This window comes from Thalassobaculum salexigens DSM 19539 (assembly GCF_000423805.1).
GTDB lineage: Bacteria > Pseudomonadota > Alphaproteobacteria > Thalassobaculales > Thalassobaculaceae > Thalassobaculum > Thalassobaculum litoreum.
Map to the genome: position 1 here is coordinate 450,953 of NZ_AUIR01000012.1, position 18,192 is coordinate 469,144.

Genomic DNA, 18,192 nt, shown 5'->3' on the forward strand with positions numbered 1-18,192 from the left:
AATCGCTTCACCGCAACATAGTGCGCCGCAGCGCGGAAGGTTACCCCCGCCGTTCCGGCACGGAGATTTTCCAGCTTGGAATGGGCAGGTTGGCAGGATTACCAGAATCGTATATCCAAAATTTCTATCATCCATAGCAGCCGACAACATGTCGGCTGGCTGGCGTGGCTGCACATTCCAGGCAAAGACCGAGGGGAACCGCCCGATGCACACCACCATATTTGCCGGTCTCGTCGCTGCCGTCGCGCTGGCAGGATGCGCGAACAAATCGGCTCCCATGGTCGAGAACGGGCCGTTGACCCTGGGCCGGAACCAGGGTGCGGTCCTGTTCGTCCTGCAACGGGACCCGCTCCTGTTGCAGACGCCTCTGACGATGACGATCCGACGCTACGACCCCGCGACGAATGCTTTCCTGGAAGCGTCGCCAGGGGGCGATGACGACGGGGACGACCCGAATGTCATCGAGATCAAATACGCGACGCAGGCACAGCTCGGCCGGAACGATCGATACTGGACCTATGTCGTGCCGCCCGGGCACTACGCCATCGAAAGCGTGGAGATCACGAAGACCTACAACAGTGTCCAGTTCATCGGCGGCAATCCGATTATCGGTCTGGCGGCCACCCTGGTCGTCGCCGCCGCCAGTGCCGCAGCCGCAGAAATCACGCACGAGCAGATCGCCTTTTCGAACGAGGGCTACCTCACTCCTGACGCGCCCCGATTCACTGTGACGGGAGGTCAGGCGACCTACATCGGCGACTTCTCGTTCCAGGGCGAAGAGCAGGTCACCCAGGTGACCACGTCGCGCAGTTTCAATGACCCCGAGCTCAACGAGACCCGCACCGTGTCCGATATGCGCGTGATCCTCGATTATCAGTTTCATCCCGAGGGGATCGCTTGGTACGCGGGCCGCCGCGGGCTCGGAGCAGGTCAGGTCGTCGGTCAACGCCTGGCGGCCTTCGATGACGCCCGGTTCCTGGTGAAGGATTTCTCGTCGGCGGATCAGAACCGGCGGAAGCTGGCCCGCGCGCCCTCCATGAATCCGCAGCCGAGCGGCCAGGTACCCCCTCCCTTCCCCATGGCAGCTGAACCGGGGACCGCCGAACCCGTGGCCGCCGAACCCGTGGCCGCCGAACCCGTGGCCGCCGAACCGGGGCTCGACAGGAACCGCCTGAGCGCCTTGCCCAAGTCAGAACTCCAGCGCCGATTCCTCTCCGGCGAGATCAGCATGGACGAATACAACAAGGCACGGGCCGGACAGTGATCCCTGCCCGGCCCGCGGTCGTCCCCATCTGACGGTGCGGCTTACGGCGCGCCGAGGCCGCCCATCAGGATGTACTTGATCTCGGTGAACTCGTCGGTGCCGTACTTGGAGCCCTCGCGGCCGAGACCGCTCTCCTTCATGCCGCCGAACGGTGCCACCTCGGTGGAGATACCGCCCTCGTTGACACCGACCATGCCGTATTCAAGCGCCTCGGCGACCCGCCACACGCGACCCAGGTCGCGGGCGTAGAAGTAGCTCGCCAGGCCGTACTCGGTGTCGTTGGCCTGCCGGATGACCTCTTCCTCGGTCTTGAAGCGGAACAGCGGTGCCACCGGGCCGAAGGTCTCCTCGCGGAAGATCTGCATGTCCGGGGTCGCCCCGGTCAGCACCGTGGGCGCGAAGAAGTTGGCGCCCATGTCCTTCATCCGCGATCCGCCGGTGGCGACCTTGGCCCCCTTGCCGACCGCGTCCATCACATGCTCTTCGACCTTGTCGACGGCCGAGCCCTCGATCAGCGGGCCGAGCACGACGCCGTCGTCGAAGCCGTTGCCCTGCTTCATCTTGTTCACCGCTGCGGCCAGCGCTTCGGAGAATTTGTCGTAGATGCCGTCCTGCACGAAGATCCGGTTGGCGCAGACGCAGGTCTGGCCGGTGTTGCGGAACTTGGACAGGATCGTGCCTTCCACCGCCGCATCGATATCGGCGTCGTCGAAGATGATCATCGGCGCGTTGCCGCCGAGCTCCAGGCTGACCTTCTTCACCGTGCCGGCGGCCATGGCCATGATCTGCTTGCCGATCGGCGTGGAGCCGGTGAAGCCGATCTTGCGTACGATCGGGTTGGTGGCGAGCTCGTTGCCGATGGCCGACGCGCTCTTGCCGACGACGATGTTGAAGACGCCCGCCGGCATGCCCGCCCGTTCGGCCAGCACGGCCAGGGCGAGGGCCGAGTACGGCGTCATCTTCGCCGGCTTGATCACCACCGGACAGCCGACCGCCAGGGCCGGCGCGCATTTGCGGGTGATCATCGAGTTGGGGAAATTCCACGGCGTGATGGCGCCGACGACACCGACCGGCTGCTTGATGACCACGATGCGCTTGCCCGGCGCGTGGTTCGGGATCACGTCGCCGTAGTTGCGTTTGGCCTCCTCGGAGAACCACTCCACGAAGGACGCCCCGTAGGCGATCTCGCCCTTGGCCTCGGCCAGCGGCTTGCCCTGCTCGGCGGTCATGATCGCGCCCAGGTCGTCCTGGGCGGCCATCATCAGCTCGAACCACTTGCGCAGGATCTGGGCGCGCTCCTTGCCGGTCTTCTCGCGCCAGCCTTTCCAGGCGGCGTTGGCGGCCTCGATCGCGCGGCGGGTCTCGGCCTCGCCCATGTCGGGGATCGTGCCGATCTTCTTCCCGGTCGCCGGGTCATCGACATCCACGGTACCACCGCCATCGGCGCCGACCCACTGGCCGTTGATATAGCCCTGCTGCTTGAAAAGCTCCGGATCCTTCAGACGGCTGGCGAGATCCATTTTGGTGTGCTCCCTCATGTGCCTTGGTGGCGTCGGTCCGCTGGCACGGGCCCAGAGGCCCATGCCGTCATGGCGGATGACGTTTATCGCGTTGTCGGTACTATAGGCAGCGCCGCCGCGATTTGAAGGGACCGAAACACGCGGCGACCGAAATCCCCCGGCCGATCAGCCGCTCTTGGACACCCCCGGAACGGCGCAGTCGCCAGTGGTGTAGATCGTCCGCACGGCGGTCGTGCCGGACAGATGCATCGCCAGGTTGCCGGTACAGTCCGAGAACGCGATCCAGGCGCTGTAGGACAGGGAGCCCGGCGCCTCGCCGCCCTGATCGTCCGGCGCCACGAAGACCTCGCGGATCCGGGACCGGTCGATGCCGAGTTCGTCGATCACCGCCTGAACCTTGGCCCGCACCTCGTCGATCCGCCGGGCCTCCGCCGGACCGGTAAAGACCGCGGTCAGCATCAGAACCGCCGCCGAAGAACCAACCAGACACTTGAGCATTTCCATCTCCGTCGCTGACACGCTCGGCAAGAGATGGGCGGCCGGTGCGGTCGGATTAAGTCACGAAGGCGGGAGATCGTCGTGCCGGGCGCGCACGAAATCCGTGATCTCCTGGACCACCGGGCGGGCCAGCAGCATTCGGGCATGGCCGAACCGCTCGGTCAGCAGCAGTTTCGCGTCCGGTCGCAGGGCCGCCAGAGCCTCCGCGTCGCTCGCCGGCACCTCGTCGTCGCTCCGGTCGTGCAGCAGCAGAAGCCGCTCCGGCAGGTCGTTTGCCACTTTCAGCAGGTCGAACCGCGCTCCGTCGAAGCCACGACGGGTCAGCTCGGCCATCAGATCGACGCTGCGCGACTGCGGCTCGCCCGCCATCTCCAGCCAGCGCCGCGTCGCCGAGGCGAGATGCACGGGCGTGGAGATCAGAGCGAGCGAGGGCACCGCCAGCGCCATACCTGCGATCACATCGCGCACGCAGGCAAGCCCAGCCGCCAGACCACCGAAGGAATAGCCGACCACCGCCGTCACGGGTGTCCCCGCCTCGGCCAAGTCGGCGCAGAGCAGACGGAGCCCGGTGGCGATGCGTGGCAGGCTTGCCGTCGTTCCGCCGCTCTCCCCATGGCCGGGCGCGTCGAAGGCGGCACAGCGGACACCGGCCTGGGTCAGGGCGCGGATGATTGCTGCGAAATGGGTCGAGCGCGAGCCCCAGCCATGGACAAGCACCACGCAGGGGTTGCCGGCCGCAGGTTCGGCCGGCTCCCAGAGATAGGTGCGGATATCGTCGACCATTCCGTCCTGCACGCCGGAGATGACCAGCGAGCCGCGGGTGGCCTTATCGCCGAGTGCCGTATCCCCCGGCCGGGTGTCCGGCACTCCCGGGGTGCACCAGCGCTCGAACAGCGCCTCTGCGTCCGCCTGGGTCACTCGACCGTCACGCTCTTCGCCAGGTTGCGGGGCTGGTCGGCGTCGGTTCCCTTCTCCACCGCCGCCAGATAGGCCAGGAGCTGCACCGGGATCGAGTACAGGATCGGCGCCACCTCCGGCGCCACGTCGGGCAGCACGACCAGATGGTCCGCCGACCCGCCGAGTTCCTTCGCGCCATGGGCATCGGTCAGCAGAATCACCCGGCCGCCGCGCGCCCGCACCTCGGCCATGTTGGAGGCGGTCTTGTCGAACCAGCCGTCGCTGGGGGCGACGATGACCACCGGGACATGCTCGTCGATCAGGGCGATCGGGCCGTGCTTCATCTCGCCGGCGGCATAGCCCTCGGCGTGCACGTAGGTGATCTCCTTGAGCTTCAACGCGCCTTCCAGGGCGATCGGATAGGACAGACCGCGCCCGAGATAGAGCACGTCCTTCGCCCGCGACAGCTCATGGGCGATGGCGTGATAGGCGCTGGTGTCCTTCAGCGCCTCGGCGACACGGCCCGGCACGCCCTCCAGGGCGGTGACAAGGCGCAGCACCTCATCCTTGTCGATATGGCCGCGCGCCTGGCCGAGCGCGATGGCGAGGCCGAGGAAGGCGGTGAGCTGGGCGGTAAAGGCCTTGGTCGAGGCGACGCCGAATTCCGGCCCGGCGCGGGTCAGCAGCACGCCGTCGGACTCCCGGGCGATGGTGCTCTCCGGCACGTTGACCAGGGCCAGCACCTTCTGCCCCAGGCTCTTGCCGTGGCGCAGCGCCATCAGCGTGTCCAGGCTCTCGCCCGACTGGGAGACGGCGATGACCACCCCGCCCTTCGGAAGCACCGCCTTGCGGTCGCGGAACTCGGAGGCGAGATCGACCTCGCAGGCCACGCCGCCGATGCTCTCCAGCCAGTAGCGCGCGGTCAGCCCCGAATAGAAGCTGGTGCCCGCCGCCAGGATGGTGATCTTCGACACCGACTCCGCGTCGTCCAGCGGATACGGCAGGGTCGCGACCCCGGTGCCGGGGTCGATCACCGTGTGCAGGGTATGGGCGATGGCCTCCGGCTGGTCGTAGATCTCCTTCTCCATGAAGTGGCGGAAGTTGCCCTTGCCGATCATCGCGGCGGAGACGGTGGAGACGTGCTCCGGGCGCTGGACGGGCGTGCCGTCGCCGGTGAACACGGACACGCCGGACCGGCGCAGCACCGCCCAGTCGCCGTCGTCGAGATAGATGATGCGGCGGGTCAGCGGCGCCAGCGCCACCGCGTCGGAGCCGACATAGGCCGCCCCGTCGCCGATGCCGATCGCCAGCGGCGAGGCCCGGCGGGCGGCGAGCAGCAGGTCCTCCTCGCCAGCGATCAGCACGACGAAGGCGAAGGCGCCGGTCAGCCGGGGCATGACCCGGGCCATGGCCTCCTGCGGGGAGGCGCCGTCGGCGAGCTCGCGCTCCAGCAGATGGGCGACCACCTCGGTGTCGGTGGCGCTTTCGAAGGTCGAGCCGGCAGCCGACAGTTCGGCACGCAGGGCGGCGTGGTTCTCGATGATGCCGTTATGGACCACGGCGACCCGGCCGGCCACGTGCGGGTGGGCGTTCTCCAGGGTGGGCGGACCGTGGGTCGCCCAGCGGGTGTGGCCGATCCCGGACACTCCCTTCAGCGGCTCGCGCTCAAGCACCTCCTGCAGGGCCGACAGCTTGCCCGCCGCGCGCCGCCGGGTGAGCCCCCCCTCCGACACAGTCGCAAGACCGGCGGAGTCGTAGCCCCGGTATTCCAGGCGCCGCAACGCATCCATCATCAACGGAGCCGCCGGTTGGCCCGACAGCACGCCTACGATCCCGCACATGGTTCAGCCTTTCGTCTTCTTCTTCGCAAGATTGCGCTGGCGCAGGCGCTCGCCCCCGCCGGAAATGGTCTTGGTCTCGCCGCGCACCACCACCAGGTCGTCGCCGGCCACGTCCCGGGTGACGGTCGAGCCCGCACCGATGATCGCGCCGTCGCCGACCTTGACCGGCGCCACCAGGGCTGTGTTCGAGCCGATGAAGGACCGCGCGCCGATATCGGTGTGGTGCTTGTTGGTGCCGTCGTAGTTGCAGGTGATGGTCCCGGCCCCGATATTGGCGCCGCTGCCGACCCGGGCGTCGCCGATATAGCTCAGATGGTTGGCCTTGGCGCCGGCCTCGATCTCGGCGTTCTTCACTTCCACGAAATTGCCGATATGGGCCTGCGCGCCGATCCGGGCGCCGGGACGCAGGCGGGCATAGGGTCCGACCAGCGCGCCGGGTCCGACATGCGCGCCCTCCAGGTGACTGAAGGCGCGGATCTCCGCTCCCTCCTCGACCGCGACCTTGGGGCCGAACACCACGTGCGGGCCGACCGTCACGTCCTGGGCGAGGCGCGTGTCATGGGTCAGGAACACCGTTTCCGGTGCGGTCATCGTCACCCCGCCTTCCAGGGCCGCCGCGCGGAGCCGGTCCTGCATCGCCGCTTCCGCCCGGGCGAGGCCGGCCCGGGAATCCACCCCCTGGGTCTCCAGCGGATCGCAGGTCACCACATGGCAGCGCCGGCCGTCGCGATGGGCGATCCCCACCAGATCCGTCAGGTAGAACTCGCCCTTGGCGTTGTCGTTGCCGATCCGCCGCAGCATGTCGAACAGGATCGACGCGTCGATCGCCATCACCCCGCCGTTGCACAGCCTGATCGACAGCACCTCGGGTGTGGCGTCGCGGGCCTCGATGATCCGCTCCAGGACCATGTCCGGCCCCAGCACGAGACGGCCGTACTGGCCCGGATCCTCCGGCTCGAACCCCAGGACGACGACGGCGGGATCGTCCGCCGCCTGTCTGGCGGCCACCAGACGGGACAGGGTCTGCGGGGTGATCATCGGCGTGTCGCCGAAGCAGACGAGAACCGTACCGCCGCCGCGGCACCACGTCTCCAGCGCCTCGGCGGAGGCCAGCACCGCGTGGCCGGTACCGAGCGGCGGGTCCTGCACCGCCACCGCGGCCCGACCGCTGACCGCCTCGCGCACCGTGTCATGGGCGGGCGCGGTGACAACAACCACCGGATCGGCGCCGCTGCCGGCGACCGCATCCAGCACCCAGCCGATCATCGGTTTGCCGGCCACCGGGTGCAGCACCTTGGGCAGGGCCGACTTCATGCGCGTCCCCATGCCGGCGGACAGGATGACGGCGGCGACTCGTTCGCTCATCGGCGGCAGGCTCCTTATCTTGCTCTGTTCCGGTCTGGCTCTGTTCCGGTCTGGCCCGACCCCAATCCGGCCCGGTTCCAGTCTGGCTCGCTCCCAGTCCGGCCCGACTCCGGCGACACGGTCGGGCGCGGAATGTCGGCGGGCTATAAATGCCATCGGCCGGGACCATTGACGAACACACGTTTTGCAACGGAGTGTAACAACCTCAAGCCTTTCAGATACATTCCATCGACGGTCCCCATGCCCCTCCCGACGAAAGCCGCCGCGGTCGTCTTCGATCTCGACGGTACCCTGATCGACAGTGCCGACGATCTCGGCGCCGCCGCCAACCGCCTGCTCGCCAGCGAAGGGCGCCGGCCGCTGACACCGCACGAGGTCCGGCGCTTCATCGGCGACGGCAGCCGGGTCTTCGTCGACCGGGCCTGGGCAGCCACCGGCACGCCGGCGGACGGCTCGGGCGGGAGCCAGGGTCTCGACGCCCTTGTCGCCCGCTTCATCGCCGAGTACCAGAGCGACGTGGCCGGCCATACCCGCGCCTATGCGGGCGCGGTCGACACCGTCGCGGCGCTCAAGGCGGCGGGTATCGCCGTGGCGGTCTGCACCAACAAGCCGCAGCGCCCAGCCGAACTGGTGCTGGAGGCGCTCGGCTTCGCGCCCTATGTGGACGCGGTGGCCGGCGGCGACCGCTTCGCCCATCGCAAGCCCGATCCGCGCCATCTGCTGGACACGCTGGCGCTGCTGGGGGCGTCACCCGAGGCCGCGGTCATGGTCGGCGACAACGAGCACGACATGGCCGTGGCCCATGGCGCCGGGACCGGCGCGGTTCTGGTCAGCTACGGCTATGCCCGCCTGCCGCTGGAGGAAATCGAGGCCGACGCCCGCATCGACAGCCTGACCGACTTGCCCGGTCTGCTCGGGCTGTGAGGGTCGCCGGCGATGCCGGGCCGCAGATTGCGCCAGATGGGGCGTTGAGTGATTGACAAGCCCGGCCGCTCCCCGTAGATACCGGCGTCCCGACACGGACCGGGCGCGTAGCTCAGCGGGAGAGCACTGCCTTCACACGGCAGGGGTCGCTGGTTCAATCCCAGCCGCGCCCACCATTCTAGACTTACCCCCACAATACAGCCCTAAAACCCGCAGTGGCTCTGCGATTGCGGCGGTTCGAAACCCCTCATTCCGGCAGTACCGAACGGGGCTCAGGAAGGTCAACCGGAGTACCAAACGGCGATAGTCGACCCGCCCGGAATCCCATATTTTCCAGGGATTTGAGAGGAATGTGAGGGCGGTTCGAAATGACTCCTCAAAAGACGTCGCCGGGCGGACGTTCTTGGCCGCGATTTCCCGCAAGCCCGCCTTTGCGAGTTCCAGCTTCTCGATCTCGCGCTCATAGGCAGCGATGATGGCGGTCTGATCGGTCTGCAAAGTCCGCTCGACCAGCTTGGCGATCTTGCTATCAATAACCCGGAGTTCGCGCTTCGCGCCCGCGACCTGCCCTTGCGCTTGAGCGGCCTGTTGCTCCCACGCATCGGCGAACATCGCGCGGGCGATCTTAACCAGCGCCGGACCGGGCGTGACCGACTGCAACAGCGCCTCGAAATCCCCCTCGACCTTATCCTTGCGGATCGACTTGCCGTAGAGATCGCATTCGCGCTTGAAGCATTTGTAATAGCCGTAGAGCGCGCTGCGTCCCTTCGACCACGCCGCCGTCATCGGATTGCCGCAGCCATCGCAGCACACGAAGCCGCGCAAGATGAAATCATCGCGGATATCTTCGCGCGCCGGGGCGAGCGCGCGCCCGTCGAGGCGGTCTTGCGCCTTTTGCCATGTGGCGACGCTGACAATCGCGGCGTGTTGGCCCGGCTTCATGTGAACGCCGAGGCGCGGCACGTTGACAAGCCCGGCATAGAGCGGATTTCGCAGGACATTGAACGTCCGCTGCCAATTGGCCTGGCCCCGCTGCTTGGTGCGGAACTCAGCGAAGCCGTTGAAGAAGCGCGTGACCTCCGCCGCGTTCTGAAAACGCCCAGACGCGAGACCCTCGAAGGCTTCGCGGATGATGCTTGCCTGCGGCTCTTCGGGGGTAAGGACCTTCCCGCCGCTCGGGTGCTTCTCGTAGCTGTACCCGACGATCTTGCCGAAGCAGTAGAACCCGTTCTCGACGCGGGCGCGCATTTTCTGGGTGACCTGCCGCCCGTTTTGCTCGCGCTCCAGCTCACCTTGCGCAGCGGCGATGGTCTCGAAGAAGCGCCCTTCCGGGCTGTCTTCGAAATTGAAGTTCAGGCATTCGCGCGTCGCACCGCCATGATCCGGCGCAGGCGCAGATGGAATTCCGTATCGCGGGCATAGCGCTTGAGATCATCGAAGATCACGACGAACTGCTCTTTCGGCTTGGCGTCCATATAGGCCAGCAAGGCGACCATGCCGGGGCGGTTCATAAAGTCCCCGCCGCCCGACACGTCATCGGGAAACACAGCCTCGACCGTATAGCCTTTGGCCTCCGCGTACTGGCGGCAGCGGTGCTCCTGGCTGACGAGGCCCGAGCCTTCCTGACTTTGGCGTTTGCTGGATACGCGGCAATAGACCAGCGCCTTTCGGGAGCCCTGAACCGTTCCGGTCTCACCCATCATCATGGCGCCTCCTTTTGCGTATCACCTGCATCGTTGCAGCGAATAATGTCGAAATTGGGATGTCCCAATTCTACCACATCACCGCCTGCACGAGCGGGATCAGCGAAGGAATTCGAGAGTTTTCCACAGGCACGTTCGCCCGGCTGGAGCGGGCGCACGGCATACCCCAGGGCGACAAACTGCGTGATGATCGACCAGAGTGCGGCAAGATATTCGATCTTCTCTGCGTCGCTCCATTCGGTGTCGGCAAGAAGGTGTTCGTAAGCCTCGACATCGAGTGTGAGGGAGGTGTTGTTTGGGGCGGGGGTATCGTGGGGCATGTGGGTCCTTTTCTATGGTCTGGTCGCCGATCTCCTTTGGTTGGCGAAAAAGAACATTTATAGAACAGAATGGACAAAACATCAATGAAATTAGGAATTTATTACTACATCAGCTTGGTTTAATCGCCACCTTCGGAGCCAGCGCGGTTGCAGGCGCTAACAGGCATGCCATGTCTTGGATGTGGCGATGGACGGAAGGTTGGCGGTTTGTATGCAGCAGGCTTGAAAACTTTGACCAACTACCGAAACGTGATAAAGTATTAGTATGAGCGAAGTAAAAACCATTGACGTTTCCAGCGTATCCTTCTCCTCCACCGTATTCCCAAGTGATGCGGACATGGAGCTTTGGAACTCGCTGAGCGAGAAAGAGCAACGCGCCGTTGTCCGGCGTGACCTCGACGCCGCCGAAGCCAGTGGCGTTGCCGAGCCCGAAACTGCCGCCGAAATCCTTGAGCGCGTCCGCTCCTCGCCGCTTGAATGATCTACGAGATAAGCCGCAAGGCTCTACGGCAGATTGAGGACATTATCCGCTACACCGACGAGAACTTTGGCGAAAGCCAGACCGACCTCTATATCGGCGGCCTCTACAACAGCTTCGACATCCTGAGCGACAACCCGCATATGGGCGTGCAATACGACCAGCGCCGCCGTCGCTACATCTACCGTAGCCATCAGGTCTATTACCGCGTCCTCAAGGACCGCGTCCTGATCGTCGACATTCGCAATTCTCGTCAGAGCCCGCCCGAGGTTGGCAGGTAAGCCAATCTCGTTCGGCCCGACCCTCTCACCGCAATGCCATCGTATGCGCGGCTGTCATGACACGGTTCAATCTGATCCGGTTTGATGCGGCTGAATTTGCAGAAAGCGTTACACGCAAGATGTGCGTGGTAAGACCACGCCATCTTCTCGGGATCGCTCCGCGACCCTCGGGAAGGGGGCGTGCCGCCCCCTGTCCAACCCCCTGCTATTGGCGTCTGGCGACACCATCGAAGCGGTCCGGCGTTCCATCATGGCAAACCGTCAGCACGGTTTGATCGCGCTTCTTACGCTTGCCATTCTCGCCTCGAATCATGAATGCTCGCAAAATAGGCGACCTGAATTTATATGTTGTGTGGATTTTCAACCAGGATCGCTGAGAATTTCTACCATTGTGAATGAACGAGAGATTTTAGTCGCAAGCTTGATGAAATCAATCAAAAATGGTTAATTCAGAGTCATGAGCATGGTTATCGTTAAACTTCATTCGCCCGATCTGTCAGAGGGTCTTAAGAGGCACTTGGGATGAACGACGACCCAAACAAAGATTTTAAACTGGTCACTGAAGAAATTCCCGACCCTCCCCAACAAGGTACGGTATCTTCTGGTAAAATAATACATGGAAAATTGATACCACCGCAGCAACAGATTTTCTTGTTCTCGGCTGATGAGTGGGAAGCGTTTGTCGAGGAGTGGCTTCACTTTCAGAAAACGCAATACAGTCTTGTGACGAGACTTTCTGGCGCGTCTGATATGGGAGTAGATGTTGCGGGTTTAAGTGATGATAAAGGCTTTCAGGGAGTGTGGGATAACTACCAATGTAAGCATTATGGCGATCCCCTAACTCCAAAAACCGCCATATCTGAGATTGGAAAATGTATCTGGCATGCGTCCCAGGGACACTTTAAGCCACCGCGAGCGTACTTCTTTATAGCCCCTAAAGATTGCGGTATGAGCCTGAAAAAGCTTCTCCTTAATATTCCCGATCTCAAGAAAAAGCTTTTTGAGAAATGGGATGATTGGTGCGCAACCTCCATAACCTCAACTCAGGAAATAAAACTAGAAGGCGATTTTCTCTCTTATGTAGACTCATTTGATTTTTCAATTTTTTCATTTAAGCCCACTTTAGACATTATAGAAGAACACAGAAAGACTCCGTATTTCGTTGCGCGTTTTGGTGGGGGGTTGCCGGATCGGCCGCGTGTAGAAGCTCCTCCCTCAGCCCCGGACCCGACCGAAAGCCGATATCTGAAACAGCTTCTGGATTCTTACGAAGACCACGAGGGGCAACTTTGCGCTGATGCAACGGACCTCGCGAAATGGCCCGATTTGTTACAGCATTTTAATCGCCAAAGAGAGGTGTTCTATCACGCCGAATCTTTGAGAAACTTCGCACGAGACAATGTTCCCCAAGGGACTTTCGAAGATCTACAGGATGAAGTTTTTGCAGGGGTAATCGACGTAGAGAGCGCTACGCATGATGATGGCTTTTCGCGCGTGAACGCTGTAACTCAGGCGGCGGCTCAGCTGCCCTTGACTGCGAATGGTTTGATTAGCGTCACGAAGATACAGGACAAAAAAGGCATATGCCATCAGCTAGCCAACGATGATCGTCTCACGTGGGTAAAATCATGACCTATGAGCGCACCCGGAATCGCCCATTCAATTCAGCTCTCGAGACGGGACTCCGCTCTGTCAGCCTGCTTGTAGCCGCTTATCCACAGACATTCGATCTCCAGCGCCTAGTGACCTTCGATCATCTTGTTGTCCACACCGGGGATGTAGGAGGCCCGACAAGCTTGCATGCTGCGGTTCCTATGCGAGCGGCTGAGCTACTCGTAAGGCGTGGCCTTGTTGAGCGTGGCCTGCTCTTGATGGTTGGTAAGGGACTTGCCGAAAGAAACGTCGAACAGACTGGCATTGTCTACAATGCTGGTGAGTTTGCTGAGACATTTCTTTCAAGCCTGACCAGTACATACGTTCGGACACTTACAGAGCGCGCTGAATGGGTCGTTCAGGAATTTGGAAACCTCACCGATCGTGAGTTAAAAACACGGATCGGTGAGTATTTCGATGATTGGATTGAGCAATTTCAGGCGCCGCATCAAAGTATGGTGGGCGATCAATGACAGAGAACAATTTAGTACTCCGCCATATTGCTTTTGTCGGCCCGAAGAAAGAAACGGCTCAACTCACGTTCTCATCTGGATTGAACGTGATTCACGGCGCTTCTGAGACTGGAAAGTCATTCTTGGTCGAGGCTATCGATTTCATGCTGGGCTCAAGCAAGCAGTTGCGCGACATCCCAGAGCGGGTTGGATACGAGACAATTTTTTTGGGTTTCGAAGCAGGTGACGGGTCAGAATTTACTCTTGAGCGAGCGACCGCAGGCGGGAGCTTTAGGTGCTATGAGGGCCTTCATAAAACGAGGCCGCGCGGCGAAGGCGTAAAAACGCTGGGGCCAAAGCACAATCCAACCAATCAAGAAAACATTTCAATGTTCTTGCTCAATAAGATTGGTTTGGATGGAAAACGAATCCGAAAAAATGCCCGGGGAGAAACAAATTCCTTAAGCTTCCGTAACTTGGCTCACTTGTGCCTGATAACTGAAGGTGTGATCCAAAAGGAAGGTTCTCCTATTGAAACCGGCCAACACATAAGTCGCACGGTTGAGTTCTCAGTGTTCAAGCTTCTGTTAACAGGGATAGACGATAGCGCCGTTGAGCCTGAGGAAGCGCAGCGAACTAAGCGGCTATCACGTACAGCCAAGATTGAAGTCATTGATGATCTGATTCTTGAGAATAAGGAGCGCTTGGCCGGATTGATTGGTGACGATGACGATGAGAACGATCTCGTTGAACAAATGCAGCGGCTTAATCGTTCCTTAGAACGTGAAAAGGACGCGCTGGATGAGTCCGAAGATGACTATCGGGCTGCAGCTTCAAGGCGGAATGCTGTTAGACGCAAGATTGAGAACGCACGTGAACGCAGGGCCGAGATCTCCGAACTTTTAGAGAGGTTTGAGCTCCTCGACAGCCACTATCAGTCGGACCTAGTCCGCTTGGAAGGCATCCGTGAAAGCGGGGTTTTGGTGTCTGCTCTCGACGCTCAAATCTGCCCGCTATGTGGTGCAGCACCAGATGCTCAGCATCTAGAAGGCGATTGCGATGGTAATGTTGAAGCGGTGATTCAGGCTGCTAATGCGGAATTTGAAAAAATTAGAACACTCCGGGAAGAACTAGCCGAGACAGTCGCGCAACTGAATGCCGAAGTTCAGGAATACGATATTCTTGCTCCCAAGCTAGGCGAGCAACTGGAATTCGCAGTCGGTGAACTACAGGAAATCAGTCCTGACCTTCGATCTCAACGAGCAGCATATACGGAGTTGCTAAACCGTCGATCTGCCGTCGAATCAGCATTAAGAATTCTCTCTACGATATCTGAACTTGAGGAACGGCGTGCAGAACTTGAGGCGCTACCCGAGACCAAGTCCACGCAAAATGAACCGGTTTCTGATCTTTCTCTTAGTACATTGAATTCGTTCTCTAAGGTCTATGAAGAAATTTTGGGTAACTGGAATTTTCCTGACTCGGATAGAGTGTACTTCGATCAGCCCTCACGCGATTTCGTGATATCAGGCAAGCCGCGCGGCGCTCGCGGCAAAGGTATGCGTGCGCTCTCATATGCGGCTTTTACAGTGTCTTTGTTGGAGTTCACGAAGCGAAACGAATTAGCTCACCCTGGTTTCATCGTGCTGGATACCCCATTGCTTGCTTACCGTGAGCCAGACGGCGACGACGATGACCTCACAGGGACAGACGTTCATCAGCGCTTCTATGAGAATTTGTATTCTATCTCTGATCGACAAGTTATTATCCTCGAAAATGTCGATCCACCTAATGAAATTAGGAAAGGGGGTCACTGCACATTCTTCAGCAAGAATCCCCACAGCGGTCGCTATGGGTTCTTCCCTATATGAGTACTAGTAATATTAGAAAATAGGCGTGGAGCTATTTTTGGTTTCTTGAGATAATTTTTCTCCTTAGGGGCCAGCCCCTCAGCGCACTCCACGAAAAACAATCGGTCTCCCGAGGCTCGGCTGCGCCTGCGCCCGCCGTCAGTTTTTCGATCCGTTTGCCCACCCCGTTCTCGGCGAAAGCCAAGGGTTGCAATCGCAACCCCTTTCCATTTCTTAAGATGAACAGTCAGCGCTCATAGCTGGGGCCGTCGCGTGATCGACTCCGACGCCTTGGTCGGTCTTCGCTGCGCCGTCGTTCCTTGAAAGCTTCGAGGCGTGCGTTGCGGTCCGGTGCTGCATCGGCCTCCATTTGGCGGAACACCTTCGCGTCCTCGGTCAAATCACGCGCGGTGGCCTTGGTTTCCTCGTGTTTCCGGGATTGCTCCATCACCGTCACACGGTGTTGCGACAGTTGAGACTCGCTCAGCCTTTCCCTGGCGTCCTTGTCCCGGCGTTGCGCCATTTCGGCTTCCAGCCTGTTGCGCTCCAGCGTCCGTTTGCGTTCACCGCGCAGGCGATCCCATAGACCCGCCAAGCCTGTCCGCAGGCGGTTTTGCCGTTCCCGTTCTTCGGCCTGTGCCCGAAGCCGTGCGGCCTCTTGATGGGCTTGCCGTTCCGCGCGTTGACGCGCCTCAAGCACTTCGCGGGTTTTGGTGGCTTCGACCCTCTCACGTTCCTCGCGTTCCGCGACTTCCCGCTGGAAGTCCTGCATCTTCGCCTGCATCGCGCGGGCAATCTCGATCTTGGTATCCGAAACAGACGGCAGCTCCTCCATATCGCCGATGCGCTCCCGCACCGCCTTGGTGCGAATGCCGACCCGCTTGGCGATGTTGTGGACCTCTCCATGACGGTCCACCGCCACATATCCCCGCTGATCGCCGCGCGCCAGCCAGTAGCCGCGTTCCTGGAGGGCATGGGCCAAAGCGGCCTTGCTATCTGAGATCGCCCAGGAATCCTGAAACGCGGCTTTGATCTCGCGCGGGGATTCCTTGATCCGTCTCGCCTGCTGCCATTCGGCAAGCGTGAAGTTGCGGGGGTCCCGCTCCCCACTGACAGCCAGGCCGCGCGGCATCTGCCAACCGTGTTCAAGGTAGAGATCGCGGGCAACGTCCTGGAGCTTGCGCTTGGAGTGCGGCAGCGGGATCGCCTTCATCTCCTCCACGTCGATCCGGCTCCAGACGACATGCGCATGACGGCGCACCCGTCCGTCATCGCCGCACTTTTCATGGAACACCAGGGCGCGGGGTTGATCCGTCAGGCCGAGCTTGGCTTCCGCTTGATCCACCGCCTGGAAGAATGCGGAATCCGCAACGGCGGCATCCCTCGGCGGGTTGAGGCTGAGGGAGAACAGATATTGCCGACACTGCGTTCCTCGGCTGATCGCGTAGGTCTCCCGGAACGCGCCGTCGAGATCATCGGCGATAAAGCCGCGCAGCTCCGCCACCACGACCCGTTCGTTGTCGGTCTTCATGAGGTGCTGCGCGAGATCACGCCCGCCGCCGCGCGGATTGCCAACGAGAATCATTCCTCGTCCTCCATAGCCTTGGCGTCGGAGGATCGTTCGGCACCCCGCAGGCCCAGCGCCTGCATCAGCATGGAGCGCATGTCCCGGATATCGGCGCAGGCCATATCGAGAGCGGCCCGCTCTTTCTCGGCGAGTTCAACGCGATCCGCTTCCGCCGCGACCGACAGCAGGAACAGGCAGGAAACCTGATCGGACTTCCCCAGCTTGCCGAGCAGTTGGGCGAGCAGTGCGTAATCAATGGACGGTTTCGATGAGGCTTTGCGGCGCGGCTCCTGATCCGCGCCGAGCGCCCGCTCGCGGACATAGGCACCAACCGAGCGCTTCCCCGCCTTATGCTTCAAAGCCTCGCGCTCCGCATCACTCACGCGGATCGAAATTGACGACGCACGGCGGCGCTTCGACGAACGCTTGGCGGAGTTCTTGAAGGTTTCGGTGGCGGACTGGCTCATGGCTCCGGTCCCCCGAAATCTCTGGGGATATCGTCACCGAGCGCCTTTAGCTGGTCCTCCCAATCCGATAGCGTGGAGAAAATCCGGTTCGAACTATCAGGCGATAGTTCCACCATTCCCCCCTCCGTCATCCGATCACCGGCCGCAGCCTCACGCATAGGGCTGCGTCGATGCGACCGACTCCCGCTGCTGCTGCCGCTCGCGCCACGCCGACAGCGTCGGCAGATCGGCAAGCCAGTCGCGGTCGGGAAACCGGAAACCGATGTAGTCCACCACCGTGACCGCCGCGTAGCCGGCAATATCGGGACGGTCGGCGAAGTCGCGGGGCGGCATGGCGTCGAGGCGCATCAAACCCTCCCGCATGGTGCGGTGGCGCTTGATGCCGACGGCGTCGCTGTCGAATGTCGGGCTGGACTTGCGGCCGATGATGATCGAGGTCGCCGCCTCGATGGCACCGAGGGCGACCGCGGCAACGGTCAGGGTGCGCTCCAGATCCCGGGCCGGCCATACCGACGGCTCGGGCGCGATCGCGTCGAGATATCGCAGGATGAGAAGGGCCTCGGCGATCGGCGTGCCGTCATCGGTCACCAGCGTCGGCACCCGCGCCGCCGCGTTGGCGCGCAGGAACGGTTCCGCGTCGCCCCAGGGGTCCACGATCTCCGTCTCGACCCGCCCGGCCAGTCCCTTCTCGGCGATCGCCAGGCGAACCAGCCGCACGAAGGGCGATGTGGTGTTGATGTAGAGCTTCATGAGACCCTCCCGACCCGTCATGGCTCCGACCTTGGTGGCCGGACGCGCGCCCGCGGACGGGGACGCCCGGGGCGGAAGAGTGTCTCATGCGGGCCGCCGGCCCGCCACGGTCAGGCCGTGAAGAGAGCGACGCCCCCCACGGCGACGACGGCGATTGCAACCGAGATTGCCAGAACCACCAGGACTGGGAATCCGCGTCGGGCCTGACGGGCTTCAGTAGGGGTGAGTTTGGTCATTGTGAGCTCCTTTCCCGTCCATTGCGGACGCTATAACTCTCCCCTAGAGGTAGGCTTGTACCGCCGTCTGTCGACCCCGGCGGCCGTGGCAATCCCGGAATCCAGGCACATATTGGAACCAGCCCG

The 18,192-nt window shown here is 62.1% G+C and carries 18 protein-coding genes and 1 tRNA gene; 8 read left to right on the forward strand and 11 right to left on the reverse strand.

Features of this window, described 5'->3' with window-relative positions:
* Positions 1-205 precede the first annotated feature (205 nt).
* Complete coding sequence (locus tag G578_RS0102080; protein ID WP_038013062.1) at positions 206-1,264, forward strand: hypothetical protein; 1,059 nt, start codon at positions 206-208, stop codon at positions 1,262-1,264.
* Positions 1,265-1,305: 41 nt separating this feature from the next.
* Here G578_RS0102080 and G578_RS0102085 read toward each other — a convergent pair whose 3' ends face one another.
* The 5 genes from G578_RS0102085 to glmU form a co-directional block, all read right to left on the reverse strand.
* The gene (locus G578_RS0102085) at positions 1,306-2,784 is read right to left on the reverse strand and encodes an NAD-dependent succinate-semialdehyde dehydrogenase (protein WP_028792839.1); all 1,479 of its coding nucleotides are present in this window, start codon (positions 2,782-2,784) and stop codon (positions 1,306-1,308) included.
* Positions 2,785-2,949: 165 nt separating this feature from the next.
* On the reverse strand, positions 2,950-3,282 hold the full coding sequence (locus G578_RS0102090) for a hypothetical protein (RefSeq protein ID WP_028792840.1): 333 nt from the start codon (positions 3,280-3,282) through the stop codon (positions 2,950-2,952).
* Between the two features lie 60 nt (positions 3,283-3,342).
* A complete protein-coding gene (locus G578_RS0102095) occupies positions 3,343-4,200 on the reverse strand; it encodes an alpha/beta hydrolase (RefSeq protein ID WP_028792841.1) in 858 nt (285 codons plus the stop codon).
* The gene (gene glmS, locus G578_RS0102100; RefSeq protein ID WP_028792842.1) at positions 4,197-6,020 is read right to left on the reverse strand and encodes a glutamine--fructose-6-phosphate transaminase (isomerizing); all 1,824 of its coding nucleotides are present in this window, start codon (positions 6,018-6,020) and stop codon (positions 4,197-4,199) included. The genes G578_RS0102095 and glmS overlap by 4 nt, the downstream gene beginning before the upstream one ends.
* A 3-nt stretch (positions 6,021-6,023) precedes the next feature.
* Positions 6,024-7,385, reverse strand: a complete 1,362-nt coding sequence (glmU, locus tag G578_RS0102105; RefSeq protein ID WP_028792843.1) for a bifunctional UDP-N-acetylglucosamine diphosphorylase/glucosamine-1-phosphate N-acetyltransferase GlmU — start codon at positions 7,383-7,385, stop codon at positions 6,024-6,026.
* Positions 7,386-7,625: 240 nt separating this feature from the next.
* Here glmU and gph point away from each other — a divergent pair, with 240 nt between their 5' ends.
* Together gph and G578_RS0102115 are read left to right on the forward strand one after the other, a co-directional pair.
* Positions 7,626-8,309: a phosphoglycolate phosphatase gene (gph, locus tag G578_RS0102110; protein ID WP_028792844.1), complete on the forward strand. Its 684-nt coding sequence runs from the start codon at positions 7,626-7,628 to the stop codon at positions 8,307-8,309.
* A gap of 101 nt (positions 8,310-8,410) precedes the next feature.
* Positions 8,411-8,485, forward strand: a tRNA-Val gene (locus tag G578_RS0102115).
* Here the strand turns inward: G578_RS0102115 and G578_RS30370 are convergent.
* From G578_RS30370 to G578_RS29330, 3 genes are all read right to left on the reverse strand, one after another.
* Entirely contained in the window at positions 8,442-9,557 is a 1,116-nt protein-coding gene (locus G578_RS30370; protein ID WP_425425865.1) for a recombinase zinc beta ribbon domain-containing protein, read from the reverse strand. The two genes, G578_RS0102115 and G578_RS30370, sit on opposite strands and share 44 nt — an antisense overlap.
* A gap of 104 nt (positions 9,558-9,661) precedes the next feature.
* Positions 9,662-10,015: a recombinase family protein gene (locus G578_RS0102120; RefSeq protein ID WP_028792845.1), complete on the reverse strand. Its 354-nt coding sequence runs from the start codon at positions 10,013-10,015 to the stop codon at positions 9,662-9,664.
* On the reverse strand, positions 10,012-10,332 hold the full coding sequence (locus G578_RS29330) for a hypothetical protein (RefSeq protein ID WP_156907170.1): 321 nt from the start codon (positions 10,330-10,332) through the stop codon (positions 10,012-10,014). The genes G578_RS0102120 and G578_RS29330 overlap by 4 nt, the downstream gene beginning before the upstream one ends.
* 265 nt (positions 10,333-10,597) lie before the next feature.
* Between G578_RS29330 and G578_RS0102125 the strand changes: the two genes are divergently transcribed.
* The 5 genes from G578_RS0102125 to G578_RS29335 all read left to right on the forward strand — a co-directional run bounded on the left by G578_RS0102125 (position 10,598) and on the right by G578_RS29335 (position 15,067).
* Entirely contained in the window at positions 10,598-10,813 is a 216-nt protein-coding gene (locus G578_RS0102125; RefSeq protein ID WP_028792846.1) for a hypothetical protein, read from the forward strand.
* Positions 10,810-11,091: a type II toxin-antitoxin system RelE/ParE family toxin gene (locus tag G578_RS0102130; protein WP_028792847.1), complete on the forward strand. Its 282-nt coding sequence runs from the start codon at positions 10,810-10,812 to the stop codon at positions 11,089-11,091. Before G578_RS0102125 ends, G578_RS0102130 begins: the two co-directional genes overlap by 4 nt.
* Positions 11,092-11,613: 522 nt before the next feature.
* The gene (locus tag G578_RS28905; RefSeq protein ID WP_084618616.1) at positions 11,614-12,723 is read left to right on the forward strand and encodes an ABC-three component system protein; all 1,110 of its coding nucleotides are present in this window, start codon (positions 11,614-11,616) and stop codon (positions 12,721-12,723) included.
* Positions 12,720-13,217 (forward strand): ABC-three component system middle component 2, encoded by a 498-nt coding sequence (locus G578_RS28910; RefSeq protein WP_084618617.1) that lies wholly within the window; start codon positions 12,720-12,722, stop codon positions 13,215-13,217. The genes G578_RS28905 and G578_RS28910 overlap by 4 nt, the downstream gene beginning before the upstream one ends.
* A complete protein-coding gene (locus G578_RS29335) occupies positions 13,214-15,067 on the forward strand; it encodes a coiled-coil domain-containing protein (protein ID WP_156907171.1) in 1,854 nt (617 codons plus the stop codon). Before G578_RS28910 ends, G578_RS29335 begins: the two co-directional genes overlap by 4 nt.
* A 226-nt stretch (positions 15,068-15,293) precedes the next feature.
* On the opposite strand, the gene G578_RS0102145 is transcribed toward G578_RS29335, so the two are convergent.
* The 3 genes from G578_RS0102145 to G578_RS0102155 form a co-directional block, all read right to left on the reverse strand.
* Positions 15,294-16,631, reverse strand: coding sequence for a relaxase/mobilization nuclease domain-containing protein (locus tag G578_RS0102145; protein ID WP_028792849.1), 1,338 nt, complete (start codon positions 16,629-16,631; stop codon positions 15,294-15,296).
* Positions 16,628-17,080 (reverse strand): plasmid mobilization protein, encoded by a 453-nt coding sequence (locus G578_RS0102150; RefSeq protein ID WP_028792850.1) that lies wholly within the window; start codon positions 17,078-17,080, stop codon positions 16,628-16,630. The genes G578_RS0102145 and G578_RS0102150 overlap by 4 nt, the downstream gene beginning before the upstream one ends.
* A gap of 150 nt (positions 17,081-17,230) precedes the next feature.
* Complete coding sequence (locus G578_RS0102155; RefSeq protein ID WP_028792851.1) at positions 17,231-17,830, reverse strand: glutathione S-transferase family protein; 600 nt, start codon at positions 17,828-17,830, stop codon at positions 17,231-17,233.
* Positions 17,831-18,192: the final 362 nt, after the last annotated feature.

Bases quoted from the DNA above. Each gene is read 5' to 3' on its own strand.
- G578_RS0102080 (WP_038013062.1), top strand. From the start codon at position 206: ATGCACACCACCATATTTGCCGGTCTCGTCGCTGCCGTCGCGCTGGCA.
- G578_RS0102085 (WP_028792839.1), bottom strand. From the start codon at position 2,784: ATGGATCTCGCCAGCCGTCTGAAGGATCCGGAGCTTTTCAAGCAGCAG.
- G578_RS0102090 (WP_028792840.1), bottom strand. From the start codon at position 3,282: ATGCTCAAGTGTCTGGTTGGTTCTTCGGCGGCGGTTCTGATGCTGACC.
- glmS (WP_028792842.1), bottom strand. From the start codon at position 6,020: ATGTGCGGGATCGTAGGCGTGCTGTCGGGCCAACCGGCGGCTCCGTTG.
- glmU (WP_028792843.1), bottom strand. From the start codon at position 7,385: ATGAGCGAACGAGTCGCCGCCGTCATCCTGTCCGCCGGCATGGGGACG.
- gph (WP_028792844.1), top strand. From the start codon at position 7,626: ATGCCCCTCCCGACGAAAGCCGCCGCGGTCGTCTTCGATCTCGACGGT.
- G578_RS30370 (WP_425425865.1), bottom strand. From the start codon at position 9,557: ATGCGCGCCCGCGTCGAGAACGGGTTCTACTGCTTCGGCAAGATCGTC.
- G578_RS0102120 (WP_028792845.1), bottom strand. From the start codon at position 10,015: ATGATGATGGGTGAGACCGGAACGGTTCAGGGCTCCCGAAAGGCGCTG.
- G578_RS29330 (WP_156907170.1), bottom strand. From the start codon at position 10,332: ATGCCCCACGATACCCCCGCCCCAAACAACACCTCCCTCACACTCGAT.
- G578_RS0102125 (WP_028792846.1), top strand. From the start codon at position 10,598: ATGAGCGAAGTAAAAACCATTGACGTTTCCAGCGTATCCTTCTCCTCC.
- G578_RS0102130 (WP_028792847.1), top strand. From the start codon at position 10,810: ATGATCTACGAGATAAGCCGCAAGGCTCTACGGCAGATTGAGGACATT.
- G578_RS28905 (WP_084618616.1), top strand. From the start codon at position 11,614: ATGAACGACGACCCAAACAAAGATTTTAAACTGGTCACTGAAGAAATT.
- G578_RS28910 (WP_084618617.1), top strand. From the start codon at position 12,720: ATGACCTATGAGCGCACCCGGAATCGCCCATTCAATTCAGCTCTCGAG.
- G578_RS29335 (WP_156907171.1), top strand. From the start codon at position 13,214: ATGACAGAGAACAATTTAGTACTCCGCCATATTGCTTTTGTCGGCCCG.
- G578_RS0102145 (WP_028792849.1), bottom strand. From the start codon at position 16,631: ATGATTCTCGTTGGCAATCCGCGCGGCGGCGGGCGTGATCTCGCGCAG.
- G578_RS0102150 (WP_028792850.1), bottom strand. From the start codon at position 17,080: ATGAGCCAGTCCGCCACCGAAACCTTCAAGAACTCCGCCAAGCGTTCG.
- G578_RS0102155 (WP_028792851.1), bottom strand. From the start codon at position 17,830: ATGAAGCTCTACATCAACACCACATCGCCCTTCGTGCGGCTGGTTCGC.